15 protein-coding genes and 1 pseudogene are annotated in these 16406 nt (G+C 70.0%); 5 read left to right on the forward strand and 11 right to left on the reverse strand.

The genetic code is table 11. The annotated features are described in order from the left end of the window. Nucleotides 1-110 precede the first annotated feature (110 nt). Both aceB and aceA read left to right on the forward strand, forming a co-directional pair. On the forward strand, nt 111-1727 hold the full coding sequence (gene aceB, locus ACW7G5_RS12475; RefSeq protein ID WP_457004977.1) for a malate synthase A: 1617 nt from the start codon (nt 111-113) through the stop codon (nt 1725-1727). A gap of 253 nt (nt 1728-1980) precedes the next feature. Further along, a complete protein-coding gene (gene aceA / locus ACW7G5_RS12480; RefSeq protein ID WP_457004978.1) occupies nt 1981-3273 on the forward strand; it encodes an isocitrate lyase in 1293 nt (430 codons plus the stop codon). Nucleotides 3274-3387: 114 nt separating this feature from the next. Here the strand turns inward: aceA and ACW7G5_RS12485 are convergent, their stop codons facing one another. From ACW7G5_RS12485 to ubiK, 5 genes are all read right to left on the reverse strand, one after another. Continuing rightward, entirely contained in the window at nt 3388-3798 is a 411-nt protein-coding gene (locus ACW7G5_RS12485; protein WP_457004980.1) for a hypothetical protein, read from the reverse strand. Nucleotides 3799-3974: 176 nt separating this feature from the next. Continuing rightward, nucleotides 3975-4652 (reverse strand): RES family NAD+ phosphorylase, encoded by a 678-nt coding sequence (locus ACW7G5_RS12490; protein ID WP_457004982.1) that lies wholly within the window; start codon nt 4650-4652, stop codon nt 3975-3977. Beyond that, a complete protein-coding gene (locus tag ACW7G5_RS12495) occupies nt 4652-5050 on the reverse strand; it encodes an MbcA/ParS/Xre antitoxin family protein (RefSeq protein ID WP_457004984.1) in 399 nt (132 codons plus the stop codon). Before ACW7G5_RS12495 ends, ACW7G5_RS12490 begins: the two co-directional genes overlap by 1 nt. 75 nt (nt 5051-5125) lie before the next feature. Further along, a complete protein-coding gene (locus ACW7G5_RS12500; RefSeq protein ID WP_457004986.1) occupies nt 5126-6652 on the reverse strand; it encodes a YifB family Mg chelatase-like AAA ATPase in 1527 nt (508 codons plus the stop codon). 10 nt (nt 6653-6662) lie between these two features. After that, entirely contained in the window at nt 6663-6956 is a 294-nt protein-coding gene (gene ubiK, locus ACW7G5_RS12505) for a ubiquinone biosynthesis accessory factor UbiK (protein ID WP_457004988.1), read from the reverse strand. A gap of 143 nt (nt 6957-7099) precedes the next feature. On the opposite strand from ubiK, the gene ACW7G5_RS12510 reads away from it, so the two are divergent. Continuing rightward, the gene (locus tag ACW7G5_RS12510) at nt 7100-7438 is read left to right on the forward strand and encodes a P-II family nitrogen regulator (RefSeq protein ID WP_343254637.1); all 339 of its coding nucleotides are present in this window, start codon (nt 7100-7102) and stop codon (nt 7436-7438) included. Between the two features lie 109 nt (nt 7439-7547). On the opposite strand, the gene speE is transcribed toward ACW7G5_RS12510, so the two are convergent. Beyond that, nucleotides 7548-8396 carry a polyamine aminopropyltransferase gene (gene speE, locus ACW7G5_RS12515; RefSeq protein WP_457004990.1) on the reverse strand — a complete coding sequence of 283 codons (849 nt, stop codon included), beginning with the start codon at nt 8394-8396 and terminating at the stop codon, nt 7548-7550. Nucleotides 8397-8542: 146 nt separating this feature from the next. Here speE and speA point away from each other — a divergent pair, with 146 nt between their 5' ends. After that, nucleotides 8543-10432 (forward strand): arginine decarboxylase, encoded by a 1890-nt coding sequence (gene speA / locus ACW7G5_RS12520; protein WP_457004992.1) that lies wholly within the window; start codon nt 8543-8545, stop codon nt 10430-10432. 21 nt (nt 10433-10453) lie between these two features. Here the strand turns inward: speA and ACW7G5_RS12525 are convergent, their stop codons facing one another. The 5 genes from ACW7G5_RS12525 to radC all read right to left on the reverse strand — a co-directional run bounded on the left by ACW7G5_RS12525 (nt 10454) and on the right by radC (nt 14954). Beyond that, a complete protein-coding gene (locus tag ACW7G5_RS12525; protein WP_457004994.1) occupies nt 10454-10909 on the reverse strand; it encodes a DMT family transporter in 456 nt (151 codons plus the stop codon). 67 nt (nt 10910-10976) lie between these two features. Further along, complete coding sequence (locus ACW7G5_RS12530) at nt 10977-11732, reverse strand: SDR family NAD(P)-dependent oxidoreductase (protein ID WP_457004996.1); 756 nt, start codon at nt 11730-11732, stop codon at nt 10977-10979. A 2-nt stretch (nt 11733-11734) separates the two neighbouring features. Further along, on the reverse strand, nt 11735-12514 hold the full coding sequence (locus tag ACW7G5_RS12535) for an SPOR domain-containing protein (protein WP_457004998.1): 780 nt from the start codon (nt 12512-12514) through the stop codon (nt 11735-11737). Beyond that, nucleotides 12515-14203, reverse strand: coding sequence for an arginine--tRNA ligase (argS, locus tag ACW7G5_RS12540; protein ID WP_457004999.1), 1689 nt, complete (start codon nt 14201-14203; stop codon nt 12515-12517). It abuts the gene before it with no gap. A gap of 76 nt (nt 14204-14279) precedes the next feature. Continuing rightward, nucleotides 14280-14954 carry a RadC family protein gene (gene radC, locus ACW7G5_RS12545; protein ID WP_457005001.1) on the reverse strand — a complete coding sequence of 225 codons (675 nt, stop codon included), beginning with the start codon at nt 14952-14954 and terminating at the stop codon, nt 14280-14282. A gap of 202 nt (nt 14955-15156) precedes the next feature. Here radC and coaBC point away from each other — a divergent pair. Beyond that, nucleotides 15157-16373: pseudogene (coaBC, locus tag ACW7G5_RS12550) on the forward strand (bifunctional phosphopantothenoylcysteine decarboxylase/phosphopantothenate--cysteine ligase CoaBC). The last annotated feature ends 33 nt before the right edge of the window (nt 16374-16406 follow it).

Below are 16406 nucleotides of genomic sequence, written 5' to 3' on the forward strand. Positions count from 1 at the left end.
GCCAATCCTTTGGTATAAGCAGGACTTATCAATTGCATTGTCATATCTGTTTTGTCAAATAGTTCCCTTGCGGGGGATGGTGGCTGCCCGACCCCCTCGCCGGAGCCGACATGTCCGCAGCCCCCCATCTCACCGTCGCCGACGCCCGGCTCGCGCCCGGCGCGGCGGACGCGACCGACCTGCTCGACGACCGCGCCCTGGCCTTCCTGGCCGGCCTGCACCAGCGCTTCGAAGCACGTCGCCAGGCCTTGCTCGCGGCCCGCCGCGAGCGCCAGGCTTTCTTCGACGATGGCGGCCTGCCGGACTTCCGCGCCGACACCCGCGCCATCCGCGAGGGCGACTGGCGGGTGGCACCGCTGCCGGTGGCGCTGCTCGACCGCCGCGTCGAGATCACCGGCCCGGTGGATCCGAAGATGGTCATCAACGCGCTCAATTCCGGCGCCAGCTGCTACATGGCTGATTTCGAGGACTCGACCGCGCCGACCTGGGACGCCCTGTTGGCCGGGCAGCGTTCGCTGCGCGAGGCGGTGGCCGGGACGCTGGCCTTCGACGCCGCCAATGGCAAGTCCTACCGGATGAAGCCCGAGGCCGGGCGCGCCGTGCTGATCGTGCGCCCGCGCGGCTGGCACCTGACCGAGAAGCACCTGCTGGTGGATGGTGCGCGCATCAGCGCCAGCCTGTTCGACGCGGGGCTCTTTTGCCTCGACAACGGCGCCGCGCTGGTGGCGAAGGATCGCGGGCCGTACCTCTACCTGCCCAAGCTGCAGTCGATGGAAGAGGCCGCACTGTGGAGCGACGTGCTGGCGCACATCGAGCAGGTGCTGGGCCTGCCCGAGGGCTGCATCAAGGTCACCGTGCTGGTCGAGACGCTGCCGGCGGTGTTCGAGATGGACGAGATCCTGCACGCCCTGCGCGGCCGCATCGCCGGCCTCAACTGCGGACGCTGGGACTACATCTTTTCGTACATCAAGACCTTTCGCGCGCACCGTGACCGTGTGCTTCCCGAGCGTGGCCAGGTGGGCATGACCCAGCCTTTCCTGAAGGCGTATTCCGAGCTGCTGGTGCGCACCTGCCACCGCCGCGGCGCGCATGCGATGGGCGGCATGGCGGCGCAGATCCCGATTTCCGGCGACCCGGAGGCGAACGAGGCCGCGCTGGCGCGCGTGCGCGCGGACAAGGAGCGCGAAGCCGCCGCCGGCCATGACGGCACCTGGGTCGCGCACCCGGCGCTGGTGTCGATCGCGAAGGAGATCTTCGATGCGTCGATGCCGGGGCCGAACCAGCACGGCGTGGCGCGCGATGACGTGGTCGCCGATCGCGACGCACTGATCGAACCCTCGCGCGGCACCATCACCCGCGCCGGCTTCGAGGGCAACGTCGAAGTCTGCGTGCGCTACCTGGCCGCCTGGCTCGACGGCACCGGCTGCGTGCCGATCAACTGGCTGATGGAGGATGCCGCCACCGCCGAGATTGCCCGCGCCCAGCTCTGGCAGTGGCTGCATGCCACCGACCGCGGCGGCGAACCGCTGTGCCTGGACGACGGCGCCGAGATCGACGATTGCCTGTTCGAGCGCGCGCTGCTGAACCTGCCCTCGCGTCTGGCTGCACAGGGGCCGATGCCGGGTGCCGGCCGCGTTGTCGAGGCCATCGCGATGCTGGAAGCGCTGACGCGCAGCGCGGAGCTGGAGGAATTCCTGACCATCCCGGCGTACGAACGCCTCGCATGACGCCGGGTCGCAGCAAGAACCAATCACCACCCTGTGGGAGCGGCTATAGCCGCGATCAGATTCCCGACAAGGCCATCACCAGTCACCTCTGTAGGAGCGGCTATAGCCGCGACCGAGTTCCCGACAAGATCATTCGCGGCCATGGCCGCTCCCACAGGAAGCAACTCTCATAGGAAGCCGCTCCCACAGAAGGCTTTTTACCGCGGCTTCGGCCGCCCCTCACTGAAGACAGGTTCACCGGAGGACTCCCCACATGAGCACGACGCTGCAGACCGCCGAACAGATCAACCAGGAATGGACCACCAGCCCGCGCTGGGCCGGCATCACCCGCAACTACACCGCCGAGGACGTGGTGCGCCTGCGCGGCACCGTGCACGTCGAGCATTCGCTCGCCCGCCTCGGCGCCGGGAAGCTCTGGACTTCGCTGCACGAGCGCGACTATGTCAACGCGCTGGGCGCGCTCACCGGCAACCAGGCCATGCAGCAGGTCAAGGCCGGCCTGAAGGCGATCTACCTGTCCGGCTGGCAGGTCGCGGCCGACGCCAACCTCGCCGGCCAGATGTATCCCGACCAGTCGCTGTACCCCGCCGACTCCGTACCCTCGGTGGTCAAGCGGATCAACAACGCGCTGCTGCGCGCCGACCAGCTACACCACGCCGAGGGCGATGACTCCATCGACTTCCTGCAGCCGATCGTGGCCGATGCCGAGGCCGGTTTCGGCGGCGTGCTCAACGCCTTCGAGCTGATGAAGGCGATGATCGAGGCCGGCGCCGCCGGCGTGCATTTCGAAGACCAGCTGGCCAGCGCCAAGAAGTGCGGCCACATGGGTGGCAAGGTGCTGGTGCCAACGCGCGAAGCGGTGGAGAAGCTCAACGCCGCGCGTCTGGCCGCCGATGTCTGCGGCGTGCCGACCCTGATCGTCGCGCGCACCGATGCCGAGGCGGCCGACCTGCTGACCAGCGACGTCGACGACAACGATCGTCCGTTCACCACCGGCGAGCGCACCGTCGAAGGCTTCTACAAGACTCGCAACGGCCTCGACCAGGCGATCAGCCGCGGCCTGGCCTACGCGCCCTACGCGGACCTCGTGTGGTGCGAGACCGGCAAGCCCGACCTCGGCTTCGCCCGCGCGTTTGCCGAAGCGATCCACGAGAAGTATCCCGGCAAGATGCTGGCCTACAACTGCTCGCCAAGCTTCAACTGGAAGAAGAACCTGGACGACGCGACGATCGCGAAATTCCAGGACGAGATCGCGGGCTATGGCTACAGATTCCAGTTCATCACGCTCGCCGGCTTCCACGCGCTGAACTACTCGATGTTCAACCTGGCCCACGGGTATGCGCGCAAGCAGATGAGCGCGTTCGTGGAGCTGCAGGAGGCGGAGTTCGCGGCGGCCGACAAGGGCTTCACCGCGGTGAAGCACCAGCGCGAGGTGGGTACGGGTTACTTCGACGCGGTGACGCAGGCGATCCAGCAGGGGCAGTCCTCGACGACGGCGCTGACTGGGTCGACGGAGGAAGAGCAGTTCCAGGCGGCCGTCGCCTGACCCGGCCGCCATCCAGACCGGCCCCTGCCCCCGCAAGGCGGGGCAGGGGCCCGAACAAGCATCAGCAAGCTGTTCGCCGAATTCGCTGGCAAAACTCCTGGCAGCACCGACGGGCTAGGGTTCCATTTCCCGTTCCATGGATTGGCAGCCTTCTGGCGGGCGCTCCGGTCTTTCCCGGGCAAGAATGGCAACGAGGTTATACAGGTCGCTCGATTGCTGTCGGTCCAAGGCGACCGTCGGTTTCACCGGATCCGGCCCGCGCACTGGAAGGGTCACCACGTACTCGCGCTCCAAGGTCAGAGCGGCATCCTCGCCTGTCGCCAGCTGCAGGATGTCCTGCCTTTCCCCGGTCAGGTGGCGCACCTGGATCGCTCCGGACTGGCGTGGCACATGCAGGTTGTAATCGGTGACCTCCGGCCGGTTGCAGCAGCCGCCGTTCCTGACCCACCTCACCCGATCTATCCGCGCGCCACCGTCAAGGAAGAAGTAATAGTGGCGACCTGCTGAATCCTCGGCTTCGGCCACGCAGTGCGTCCATGGGGTCGCTGCCTGTACGGGACCAGCGGCCAGTCCGAGCACTGCAGCCGTGAGCAAGGGTCGGTACATGCCAGGCGCTCCCTGCCTGTTCTGAGAGCGCCGAGCGTATCAGGTGCTTCAAAGGGCTCGAGGAGAAGCAAGCGCGTTCTGGATGAAGAGATGTGTCAGAACGGGACCATTCTTGCTTCGGTGACGTGCGAAATCTTTGCGCCGTCCCAGTGGTACTGCAGGTGCGGTCCCTGCCGCACCGGCTTCAACATGTCCGGATAGAAGGCTGCCAGGCAGGTCCCGCCCGGGGCGCGCACGCTGTCATAGACGATGCCGTTGCTGCCGCCTTCCCGCAATTCCACGGCGAAGCGTTGGCTGGCCACGTAGCTGTCGGGGTCGTGCAGTTCCGGATGGCCGCGGCGGATGTCGTGGAAGCGGCCGTCGACGTCGCCCAGGTAGCAGCGCATGTCGAGCACGCAGGCGGGTTCGCGGGTGGCGGCGAGGAAGCGCGCCTTGTGGAACACGGTTTCGGCCACCGCGGTCTGCTGTTCGCGCGCGCAGTAGTAGACGCCGAACCAGCCCGGGGTGAAGCGCGAACCCTCCGGATTGAGGTGGGTAAACGAGGCCATGATCGGCGTGGTGCCGGGACCGGCGATGCGCCGCTTCGGCGGCACCAGTTCGATCGCGCCCAGTTCCTCGCGAATGCGCGGGTTGGTCATCGACTCCAGCTCGATCAGCGCGGGGATGTCGGCGGGCTCGGCGACGGCGTCGAACACGCCCACCGGTGGGAAGCGGCTGGACACCACCCGGTAGGCCGGCCGGATGCGTACCCGGGCGGTGGCCGGCACCTGCATCAGACCCAACCCCGTTGGGCGTCGAGGTACTGGCGCACGATGAACAGGTCCGCGACCTGGCCGCCGAGCATGCGCTCCAGCGCGGAGCGGCCGCCGAACAGCGGCGCAGTATTGCCGCGGCTGATCCACTCATCGGCCTGGCGGTCGCTGCTGAAGAGGATGTGCAGCGCTTTATAGATGCCCAGCACGTAGCTGATCCGCTCCAGCACGTCGTGCGGAAGCTGGCCGGAGAAGTCGCGCTTCCAGCGGTAGAACGTGGAGCGGCCGGGGCTGCCCAGGAGCAGGCGTTCCTGTTCGTTGCCCAGGCCCCAGCGGGCGGTGATGTTGAAGAAGGCGCGAAGCGCGGGCGCGGCCAGGTCGCGGCGGTCGAGGGCTTCGGCGATGCGGGGATGGTTCATGTCGCGTGTCCTCCAAGGGACTCGGCATGGATTATAGTCCCAATAGGGACTTACCGCAAACAGGTCCACCCCGTATCAGGCTGCCAGCGGCTGTCCCCGGGGATCGATGCCCCGATAACCCAGCGCTTCGGCAAGATGCGCGCTGCCGATGGGTTCGCTGCCCGCAAGATCCGCAATCGTGCGCGCCACCCGCAGGATCCGGTGCATGGCCCGGGCGGAGAGCTGCAGGCTGTCGATCGCGCGCTCGAGCAGGGCCTGGTCGCCGGTGGCCAGGCGACAGTGCGTAGCGGTACCAGACTGGTCCAGGTGGGCATTGAGTACGCCGGCGCGCTCGAGCTGCACGGTGCGGGCGGCGACTACGCGCTCGCGCACGGCGGCGCTGGATTCACCGGGCGGCGCGTCCGGCCGGAGCTCGGCGGACGATACGCGCGGCACGTCGACGTGCAGGTCGATGCGGTCGAGCAGCGGCCCCGATACCCGCATGCGATAGCGTTGCACCGCATCGACGCCGCATTGGCAGCGGCCGGAGGCATCGCCGGCCCAGCCGCAGGGACATGGGTTCATCGCGGCGACGAGCTGGAAGCGCGCGGGGAACTCGCTTTGCCGCGCTGCGCGGGAAACGGTGACCGTGCCGGATTCCAGCGGCTGGCGCAGCACTTCCAGCGCGTGGCGGCTCCACTCGGGGAGTTCGTCGAGGAACAGGATGCCGTTGTGGGCCAGCGAGATCTCCCCCGGGCGCGGCTCGCTGCCGCCGCCGGCCAGGGCGACCGCGCTTGCGGTGTGGTGCGGAGCGCGGAACGGACGCTGCAACCAGCGTGCCGGATCGATGCCGCGGCCGCTGACCGAGGCGATGGCCGCGGTCTCCAGCGCTTCGGCTTCGCTGGCTTCGGGAAGGATGCCGGCCAGCCGGGACGCGAGCAGGGTCTTGCCGCAGCCGGGGCTGCCGGCCAACAGCAGGTGGTGCCCGCCGGCCGCGGCGATCTCGAGCGCGCGGCGCGCGCGGAGCTGGCCGCGCACGTCGGCAAGGTCGGGGATGCCCGCAGCCGGCCCCGTGGCGGCCGGTCCAGCCTCGGCCTTTGGCAGCGACCGCTGTCCTGCCAGGTGCGCGCAGACCTCCGACAGCGTGCGCGCAACGCGTACGTCGACGCCGCGCGCGAGGGCGGCTTCGGCGCCGTTCGCAGCCGGCACCACCAGCACGCGGCCGGCCTCGCCGCAGGCCAGGGCGGCCGGCAGCACGCCGTCGACCGCGCGCAGCTCGCCGGTGAGACCCAGCTCGCCCAGGAACTCGTGGCCGGCCAGTGCGGTACGTGGCAGCTGTCCGCTGGCGGCGAGGATTCCGAGCGCGATCGGCAGGTCGAAGCGGCCGCCCCCCTTGGGCAGGTCGGCCGGGGCCAGGTTGACCGTCGTGACCCGCGGCGGGAACTCGAACTGCGCGCAGCGGATCGCGGCGCGCACGCGATCCTTGGACTCGCGCACCGCGGCTTCGGGCAGCCCGACCATCGACATCCGCGGCAGGCCGCCGCTCATGTAGACCTCGACCGTGACTTCCGGCGCGCGCACGCCGGCACGTGCACGGCCGTGCACGATCGCAAGCCCCGGCATGGCGGAGGCCCTAGTGCGGTTGTTGCGGCGCGGGCGGCATGGACTGCGCCGCACCGCCGGCGGCCAGCCGGGCCTCCAGCTGCGCCACCTGTACTTCCAGTGCTTCCAGCTTCTCGCGCGTGCGCAGCAGCACCGCGCGCTGGACGTCGAACTCCTCGCGGGTCACCAGGTCCAGGCGCGAAAGCCCGGCCTGGAGCACGGATTTGAAGTTCTCCTGCAGTTCCTCGCGGCCCTCGCGCAGGCCCGGGGGCACCAGGCTGCTGAGGCGGCGGGCAAGGTCGTCGATATGGCCGAGGTCGATCATGGGGGTGTCCTTCCGGAGTTGGCAGCAGTCTGGCCCGGGCGTGGGCCCGATGCCATCGGCCGGGCGCGTGCCGGCATGTGGGAAAAGCCCGTCCAGCGCCCGGGCCGCGGTATCCTGAGCGCTCTGCAAGCGGAGGCCGCGTGATGAAGATGATCATGGCGATCATCAAGCCGTTCAAGCTCGACGACGTGCGCGAAGCGCTGTCGGAAGCCGGCGTGGCCGGTATCACCGTGACCGAGGTGAAGGGTTTCGGCCGCCAGAAGGGTCACACCGAGCTCTATCGCGGCGCCGAGTACGTGATCGACTTCCTGCCCAAGATCAAGCTCGAGGTCGCGGTCACCGACGACCAGGCGGAGCTGGTCACCGAGGCCATCCTCAAGGCCGCCTCGACCGGCAAGATCGGCGACGGCAAGGTTTTCGTCTACAACCTCGAACGCGCGGTGCGCATCCGCACCGGCGAACTGGACGCGGACGCCCTTTGAGGTTCCTCGCAAAAGGAAAGCTGGGGGAGCGGGTATAGCCGCGATCGACCGCGAATCGCGGCTATAGCCGCTCCCACAAAAGCCGCTCCCACAGACAGGGTTTTCCGGTTCAGCCCAGTGCTTCCGCCACGAACGGCGGCAGCACCTGCGCCGCCTTGTGGATGTCGGCGCTGTAGTACTTCGTCGCGAATGACTTCGCGCGCGCATCGTCTCCGCGGAAGTCAAACCCGCGACCGCCCTTGCGCGCCAGCGTGCAGCTCCACCAGCCGGTGGGATAGCAGGGCTGCGGAAAGGGCAGGGTCTGGAAGCTGTCGAAGCCGGCCTTGCCCATTTCGGCGCGGATGTCCTTGATCAGGTCCAGCAGCACCAGCGGCGATTCCGACTGCTGCACCAGGATGCCGTCGTCCTTCAGCGCGCGGAAGCAGCTGTCGAAGAAAGCCTGGTTGAACAGGCCGGTGGCCGGGCCGACCGGATCGGTGGCGTCCACGATCACCACGTCCAGGCTGCCCGGCGCGCAGTTGGCCATGTACGCGATGCCGTCGTCGAACAGGATCTCGGCGCGCGGGTCGCCGTTGGACTCGCACAGCTCGGGGAAATACTTCTCCGCCATGCGCGTGACCTGCTCGTCGATGTCGCACTGCACCGCGCGCTCCACGCCCGGGTGACGCAGCACCTCGCGCAGGGTGCCGCAGTCGCCGCCGCCGATGACCACGACGTTCTTCGGGGCCGGATGGGTGAACAGCGCCGGGTGCGACATCATCTCGTGGTAGAGGAAGTTGTCGCGCGTGGTCACCATCATCGCGCCGTCGATCAGCATGACGTTGCCCCAGTCGGTCGACGCGAAGATCTCGATCTTCTGGAACGGCGACTGCACCTCGTCGAGCTTGCCGGTGATGCGGTAGCCGATGGCGGAGCCGGAAGGGTCGAAGTTCTCGTAGAGCCAGTTGGGGGCGGTCATCGGGGGGCGTCCATGTAGCAGGGGCGAAGGCCGCGGATTGTAGCGGACCGCCCGTGGCCGATCGTGCATGCAGGCGTGCCGGTCACGGGCCATGGCCGTGCGAAGGCTAGAATGCGCGCCTCACCCCACGGCTCCGGATTGCGCACATGACCGCATGGTCCATCGACCAGGCCCGCAAGACCTACTCGATCCCGCACTGGTCCTCGGGCTATTTCGACGTCGACGACGCCGGCCGCGTCGTGGTCCGCCCGCGCGGCGCCGGCGGGCCGGCGATCGCGCTGCCGGAGGTGGTCGATCGCGCGCTCGAGCAGGGCGCCAACCTGCCGATGCTGGTGCGCTTCCCCGACGTGCTCGGCGACCGCCTGGGCGCGCTGCAGGCGGCGTTCGCGCAGGCGCAGGCCGACTGGGACTACGAAGGCGGCTACACCGCGGTCTATCCGATCAAGGTCAACCAGCACCAGGGCGTTGCCGGCACCCTGGCATCGCATGCCGGTGAAGGCTTTGGCCTGGAAGCCGGCAGCAAGCCGGAGCTGATGGCGGTGCTGGCGCTGTCGCGGCCGGGTGGCCTGGTGGTCTGCAACGGATACAAGGACCGCGAATACATCCGCCTGGCGCTGATCGGGCGCAAGCTCGGCATGAACGTCTTCATCGTGGTCGAAAAGCCCTCCGAGCTGCGCCTGGTCATGGAGGAATCGAAGGCGCTGGGCGTGGCGCCGGTGCTCGGCGTGCGCATGCGCCTGGCGACGCTGGGTGCGGGCAAGTGGCAGAACTCCGGCGGCGACAAGGCCAAGTTCGGCCTCAGCCCGCGGCAGCTGCTGGACCTGTGGAAGTCGCTGCGCGACGCGGGCATGGGCGGCGCGCTGAAGCTGCTGCACTTCCACATGGGTTCGCAGATCTCCAACGTACGCGACATCGCGCGCGGCATGCGCGAGGCCACGCGCTACTTCGTCGAGCTGTCGCAGCTGGGCGCGGACATCGATTACGTCGACGTCGGCGGCGGCCTGGGCATCGACTACGAGGGCACGCGTTCGCGCAGCTACAACTCGGTCAACTACGGCATGGCGCAGTACGCGTCGAACATCGTGCAGCCGCTGGCCGACGCCTGCGTCGCCGCCGGCCTGCGCCAGCCGCGCATCGTGACCGAGTGCGGCCGCGCGATGACCGCGCACCACGCCGTGCTGGTGGCCAACGTGTCCGAAGTCGAGGCCGCGCCGGAGGGCCGCGTTCCGGATATGCACGATGACGAGCCTGCGGTGATCCGCCACCTGCGCGAGATCCACGCCGAGCTCGAGTCGCGCCCGGCGGTGGAGCTGTTCCACGAGGCCCAACACCACCACGCCGAAGGCCTGAGCCTGTACGCGCTCGGCCAGCTTGACCTCGTGCACCGCGCGCGCATCGACGACCTGTTCTACGCCATCGCGCACGCGGTCAAGGCGCGCCTGACCTATGACGAGAAGAGCCACCGACCGCTGCTCGACGAGCTCAACGAGCGCCTGGTCGACAAGTATTTCGTCAACTTCAGCGTGTTCGAATCGATGCCCGACGTCTGGGCCATCGACCAGGTGTTCCCGATCGTGCCCATCGAACGCCTGGACGAGGCGCCCACGCGCCGCGGCACCATCGCCGACCTGACCTGCGACTCCGACGGCAAGATCGACACCTACGTCCAGAACGAGGACCTCGACAGCTCGATGCCGCTGCATCCGCTGCGCCCGGGCGAGAACTACCGCCTCGGCTTTTTCCTGGTCGGCGCCTACCAGGAGATCCTGGGCGACATCCACAACCTGTTCGGCGACACCGACGTCATCGCGGTCAAGGCCGACGGCGAGGGCTATGCCATCGCCCGGCAGCGCCGCGGCGACACCACCGACGTGATGCTCGACTACGTGGGCTACGCTCTGGACGAGCTTCGCGCGGAGTACGACGCCAAGGTCGCTGCCGCGCAACTGCCGGCCGCCGAGTCGGCGAGCCTGCGCGAAGCGCTTGAGGCCGGCCTGACCGGCTACACCTATCTGGACGACGCCCCGCTGGAATGACGCGGACCCGGGTAAGCGGTCTCAGGCCGGCGCCTTCCACGGCGCCGCCACCAGCAGTACGCCCAGCAACACCAGCACGGCGCCGGCGATCCGCGGCCAGTCCGCCGGCCGTTGCGCCTGCAGCACGCCGAAGTGGTCCAGCAGCAGCGAGGCCACCACCTGGCCGAATACCGCCAGGCAGATCGCCGCCGCCGCGCCCACGCGCGGGATCAGCAGGGTGAACACCGCGACGTAGACCGCGCCGAGCACGCCGCCGATCCAGATCCATGCCGGGAAGCGCGCATCGGGCGCCGCGCCCCAGGGCGTGCGCGACGCCAGCAGCCAGCTGCCCAGCACCACGCTGCCGACCAGGAACGAGACGAAGGCCGCCATCACCGGCCCGTGCAGCGCCGTGGCCAGGCGCGCGTTGACCAGTCCCTGCAGCGGCAACACCGCGCCGATGGCGACGATCGCGAGCATCGCCAGCCACGCGTTCACGGCGTGCGCTCCGTGGTGCCCGCGCCGCGGCGGCGTTCCGCGTATCCCGGCCATGGCCGGCGCGGGCTCACGCGTGCGGATCCCGGTGGATCTGCAGCCCGGCCAGCGACTGGCTCACCGGCATCACTTCCAGGCGGTTGATGTTGAGGTGCGGCGGCAGGTTGGCGATCCACCAGGTGGACTCGGCGATGTCGGCTGCGGTGATCGGCGCGGTGCCGGCGTACAGCGCGTCGGATGCCGACTGGTCGCCGCCGGTGCGCACCAGGGTGAACTCGGTCTCCGCCAGCCCCGGTTCCAGCACGCTCACGCGCACGCCGGTGCCGTGCAGGTCCGAGCGCAGGTTGAGCGAGAACTGGTCGACGAAGGCCTTGGTCGCGCCGTAGACGTTGCCGCCCGGGTACGGATACACGCCCGCGATCGAGCCGATGTTGACGATGGCGCCGCGGCGCTCGATGAGCGTCGGCAGCAGCCGGTGGGTGATGGCGACCAGGGCGGTGACGTTGGTGTCGATCATCTGCCGCCACTGCGCCAGGTCGCTGGCCTGCGCGGGCGCGGTGCCGAGCGCGAGGCCGGCGTTGTTGACCAGCAGGTCGAGGTTGCGGAAGCCGTCGGGGATCGCATCCATCGCGGCGGCCATGGCGTCGGCGTCGCGGATGTCGAAGCAGGCGGTGTGGACGCGGTCGCGGCCGAGGCGTTCGGCCAGGGCGTCGAGGCGCTCCTGGCGACGGCCGGTGGCGACGGCGCGCCAGCCAGAGGACACGAAGCGCTCGACGATCGCGGCGCCGAAGCCGGCGGTGGCGCCGGTGACAAGCAGGGCCTTCATGGTCAGCGCGCGCGGATCGCCAAGGCCTCGAGGCCGCCGTTGCCGAGCTTCTGCTTGGCTTCGGCCAGCTCCGACGCGGTGCCATAAGGCCCCATGCGCACGCGGTGCATGGCGCGGCCGTCGATCTCGGCGGTCTCTACGCGGGCCACCAGCCCGAGCATCGCGATGCGCGCCTTGAGCGCCTCGGCGTCGCTGTTGCTGGCAAAGGAGCCGGCCTGGAGGATGTAGCGGGCGCCGTCGGCGGCCGGCGCGCCCGCCGCGGCAGGCGGGCGCGCCGTGGCCGCCGGAACCTGCGCTGCCGATGGCGCCGGACTGGGCGTGGCGGCATCGGCAAGGTCCGCGGCGTCCGCGCTGCGCTCCTGCTGCCGGGCCGCCCGCTCGCGGGCGAGCAGTTCGTCCTGGCGCGCCTGTTCCGCGCGCGCGCTGGCGGCGAGTTCGGCGTCGGTCATGGCCACTTCCTGGCCCGGAAGCAGGTCGTAGAACTCGTAGCGGGTCTCGGGCGCCGCGGACTCGTCGGCGGCGTCGGCAGCCGGTCGCGGCCGCGCGGGCGCATCCTCGGCGACGCTGTCGCCGGCCTCGGGACTGGCCACGGCGGGTCGCGCGTCCGGATTCGGGGTCGGGCGGAAGAAGCTCGATTCGCCGTCCGACTTCAGCAGCCGCGGCGCCACCAGCACCACGACCACCGTGAGCAGGATGCCGATGACCATCCACGCCCAGCCGGGCAGCGGTGCGCTGCTGCCGCTGTTGCGACGGGCCTGGGACTTGCCGCGCTTGACTGCCACTTACATCGCCTCCGGGGCCTGCACGCCCAATACGTCGAGTCCGTTCGCCAGCACTTGGCGGGTCGCGAGCGCGAGCGCCAGGCGGGCGTCGCGGACGTCCTTGTCATCCACCAGGAACTGGTGGTCGTTGTAATACGACTGGAACGCCTGTGCCAGCTCAAGCAGGTACTGCGCCACCAGGTGCGGCTCAAGCAGCTGCCCGGCCGCGGCCAGGAGCTCCGGCCAGCGGCTGATCGAGGTGACCAGCTCGAGCGTGGCGGGGCTGTCGAGATCCAGCGGCTGCGCCAGCCCGTTGTCGAGGTCGAAGGCCAGGCCGCGCTCGTCCACCTGCCGCATCAGGCCGCAGATGCGCGCGTGCGAGAGCTGCACGTAGTACACCGGGTTGTCGAGCGACTGGCTGCGCGCCAGGTCGATGTCGAACACCAGCTGCGAGTCGGGCTTGCGCGCCACCAGGAACCAGCGGGTGGCGTCGCGGCCGGCTTCGTCGATCAGGTCGCGCAGGGTCAGGTAGCTGCCGGCGCGCTTGGAGAGCTTCACTTCCTCGCCGCCGCGCATCACCGTGACCATCTGGTGCAGCACGTATTCGGGATAGCCCTGCGGGATGCCGGCGTCGAGCGCCTGCAGGCCGGCCTTCACCCGCGCCAGCGACCCATGGTGGTCGGCGCCGAGCTCGGTGATGGCGCGCTCATAGCCGCGCTGCCACTTGCCGAGGTGGTAGGCGACGTCGGGCACGAAGTAGGTGTAGCTGCCGTCGGACTTGCGCATCACGCGGTCCTTGTCGTCACCGAAGGTGGTGCTGCGCAGCCACAGTGCGCCGCCTTCCTCGTACGTGTGGCCGGCGGCGACCAGTGCGGCCACGGTCTCCTCGACCTTGCCGTCGGCGTACAGCGACGACTCGAGGAAGTACACGTCGAAGTCGACGCCGAACGCGGCCAGGTCGCCGTGCTGCTCCTTGCGCAGCCAGGCCACGGCGAAGCGGCGGATGGCGTCGAAGTCGTCGGCATCGCCGTTGCCGCTGACCACCTGGCCCTCGACGTCGACGCTGGCGCCGTCCAGGAACGCGCGCGCGACGTCGGCGATGTAGTCGCCGCGGTAACCGGCTTCGGGCCAGCCGGCGTCGTCGGGGCGGATGCCCCTGGCGCGGGCCTGCACGGAATGCGCCAGGTTCTCGATCTGCACGCCGGCGTCGTTGTAGTAGTACTCGCGCTTCACGCTCCAGCCGTTGGCATCGAGCACGCGTGCGATGCAGTCGCCGATCACCGCCGCGCGGCCATGGCCGACGTGCAGCGGGCCGGTGGGGTTGGCGGAGACGTACTCAACGCCCGCCACGCGGCCCGCGCCGCTGGCATTGCGACCGTAGGCGGCTCCCTGCACATGGACTTCGCGCAGCTGGCGCTGCCAGGCGCCGGGGGACAGCCGGAAGTTCAGGAAGCCGGGGCCGGCGATCTCGACCGCGGCGATGTCGCCGCCAGTGGGGATGGCTTCGGCCAGCGCCTGCGCGATCGCGCGCGGGTTGCTGCGCGCGGGCTTGGCCAGCAGCATCGCGGCGTTGCTGGAGAAGTCGCCGTGCGCGCGGTCCTTGGGCCGCTCGATCACGAAGTCGGGCGTGGCCAGGTCGGCGGGCAGGGTGCCCTGGTCGCGAAGGGTGGCGATGCCCTGTTCAACCAGGGCCTTGAGCGTGGATTTCACTGGGATTCGCAGCGGGAACGTACGGCCTTACATTGTACGCGAGGGGCCCGCGCCGGCAGGCCCGCGGCTGAAGCGCCTAGACCCAGCCCCGGGCCGCCAGCGAGACCGGCGCGCCGTCGCCGATCACGAAATGATCCAGCAGGCGCACGTCGACCAGGCGCAGGGCCTGCTTGAGCTGGGCGGTGACCGCGCGGTCGGCGGCGCTGGGTTCGCTGCTGCCGCTGGGGTGGTTGTGGCCGACGATGACCGCGGCCGCGTTGTGGCCCAGCGCCCGGCGCACCACTTCGCGCGGATGCACTTCGGCGCCGTCCACGGTGCCGCGGAACAGCTCTTCGAACGCCAGTGCGCGATGCCGGGTGTCGAGGAACAGGGCGGCGAAGACCTCGCTGGGATACCCGCGCAGGCGCCGGGCGAAGTAGCGGCCCGCGGCATGCGGATCGGTCAGCGCCTCGCCGCGCTCCAGCCCAGCGGCCATGTGGCGGCTGGCAAGCTCCAGCGCGGCGGCGAGCTGGCAGGCGCTGGCGGGGCCCAGGCCGGGCAGCTTGACCAGTTCCGGGCCCGGGAGGTCCAGCAGGCGCCGCAGTGGGCCGTGCCCGGCGAGCAGCCTGCGTGCAGTGGCGACGGCATCCAGGCCACGCACGCCGGACCCCAGGAACAGTGCCAGCAGCTCTGCGTCCGAAAGCACCGCGGCGCCGCGTGCAAGGAGCTTCTCGCGCGGGCGTTCGCCGCTGGGCCAGTCGCGGATGTGCATGGGCGTTGCTCCAGGGAGGGTGGTCGTCGGCCGCCGGCGCATCGCGACAGGGGTGGGCCGCATGGCTGGTGGAGCGGGGGGCCTGCACCGGCTGCCGACGTGGATCCATTGCACGCGATACGGCCTCGCGCCGCCGCCGGCGCGCCACGGGGGTTCGGGTAAGCTGTCCGACCGTTCCCGGGTCAGGACACTCCGAACGCCCATGGCCAAGGTCGACAGCCAGCTTGAAGGCGAGCGCATCCTGCTGTGCGTGTGCGGCGGCATCGCCGCGTACAAGTCCGCCGACCTGGTGCGCCGCCTGCAGGACGCAGGTGCGCAGGTGCGGGTGGCGATGACTGAAAGCGCTACGCACTTCGTTGGCGCCACCACCTTCCAGGCGCTTTCCGGCGAGGCCGTTCGCACGTCGCTGTGGGACCCGGCAGCCGAAGCCGCGATGGGCCATATCGAACTTGCGCGCTGGGCCACGCGCGTGCTGGTGGCGCCAGCCACGGCCAATACGCTGGCCAAGCTCGCGCACGGACTCGCCGACAACCTCGTCACCACTCTGTGCCTGGCCACCACCGCGCCGCTGGCCCTGGCGCCGGCGATGAACCACCGCATGTGGCTGCACCCGGCCACGGTGGCCAACATGGCCCTGCTGCGCGAGCGCGGCGCCATGGTAATGGACCCGGTCGATGGCCCGCTTGCCGAGGGCGAGTCCGGCCCCGGGCGTATGGCCGAACCGCTCGACATCGTCGCTGCGCTGGCGGCCGCGAAGGCATGAGTCGAAACCCGCTCGCCGGCCTGCGCGTGGTGGTCAGCGCGGGGCCGACCTACGAGGACATCGACCCGGTGCGCTTCATCGGCAACCGCAGCAGCGGCAAGACCGGCTTCGCGATCGCCGCCGCGGCAGCGCGCCGCGGCGCGGACGTGGTGCTGGTGGCCGGCCCGGTCGCGCTGGCCACGCCCGGAGGCGTGACGCGTATCGACGTGCGCTCGGCCGCGCAGATGCACGACGCCGTGCTCGCCGCGCTGCCGGCCGACATCTACATCGCCGCCGCCGCGGTCGCTGACTTCACTCCGGCCGCCGTGGCCGAAGGCAAGATCAAGAAGCAGCCCGGTGAAGACGGCCTGGTGCTGACGCTGGTGCGCACCGCCGACATCCTTGCCGACGTCGCGTCGCACGCGCTGCGCCCGCGGCTGGTTGTCGGCTTCGCGGCCGAGACCGGCGACCTTGAAGACAATGCCCGCGGCAAGCTGCAACGAAAGCGCGTGGACCTGATCGCCGCCAACCGCGTCGGCGTCGCCGGCAGCGGCTTCGAGTCGGATGACAACACCCTCCACGTCTTCAGCGCCGACGGCGTGCAGGTGCTCGGCCCGGCGCCCAAGACCGGACTCGCCGACGCGCTGCTCGACATCGTCGCCGCGCGCCTGGCCTGAATCCGCACACTCCGCGCGCCACGGCGCTTACAA

It is taken from the genome of Luteimonas sp. A501, assembly GCF_054052085.1.

Coding starts and splice junctions, on each gene's coding strand:
- ACW7G5_RS12495 (WP_457004984.1), bottom strand. CDS start 5,050: ATGAACCATCCCCGCATCGCCGAAGCCCTCGACCGCCGCGACCTGGCC.
- aceA (WP_457004978.1), top strand. CDS start 1,981: ATGAGCACGACGCTGCAGACCGCCGAACAGATCAACCAGGAATGGACC.
- ACW7G5_RS12490 (WP_457004982.1), bottom strand. CDS start 4,652: ATGCAGGTGCCGGCCACCGCCCGGGTACGCATCCGGCCGGCCTACCGG.
- ACW7G5_RS12510 (WP_343254637.1), top strand. CDS start 7,100: ATGAAGATGATCATGGCGATCATCAAGCCGTTCAAGCTCGACGACGTG.
- speA (WP_457004992.1), top strand. CDS start 8,543: ATGACCGCATGGTCCATCGACCAGGCCCGCAAGACCTACTCGATCCCG.
- ACW7G5_RS12500 (WP_457004986.1), bottom strand. CDS start 6,652: ATGCCGGGGCTTGCGATCGTGCACGGCCGTGCACGTGCCGGCGTGCGC.
- ACW7G5_RS12530 (WP_457004996.1), bottom strand. CDS start 11,732: ATGAAGGCCCTGCTTGTCACCGGCGCCACCGCCGGCTTCGGCGCCGCG.
- radC (WP_457005001.1), bottom strand. CDS start 14,954: ATGCACATCCGCGACTGGCCCAGCGGCGAACGCCCGCGCGAGAAGCTC.
- ubiK (WP_457004988.1), bottom strand. CDS start 6,956: ATGATCGACCTCGGCCATATCGACGACCTTGCCCGCCGCCTCAGCAGC.
- speE (WP_457004990.1), bottom strand. CDS start 8,396: ATGACCGCCCCCAACTGGCTCTACGAGAACTTCGACCCTTCCGGCTCC.
- aceB (WP_457004977.1), top strand. CDS start 111: ATGTCCGCAGCCCCCCATCTCACCGTCGCCGACGCCCGGCTCGCGCCC.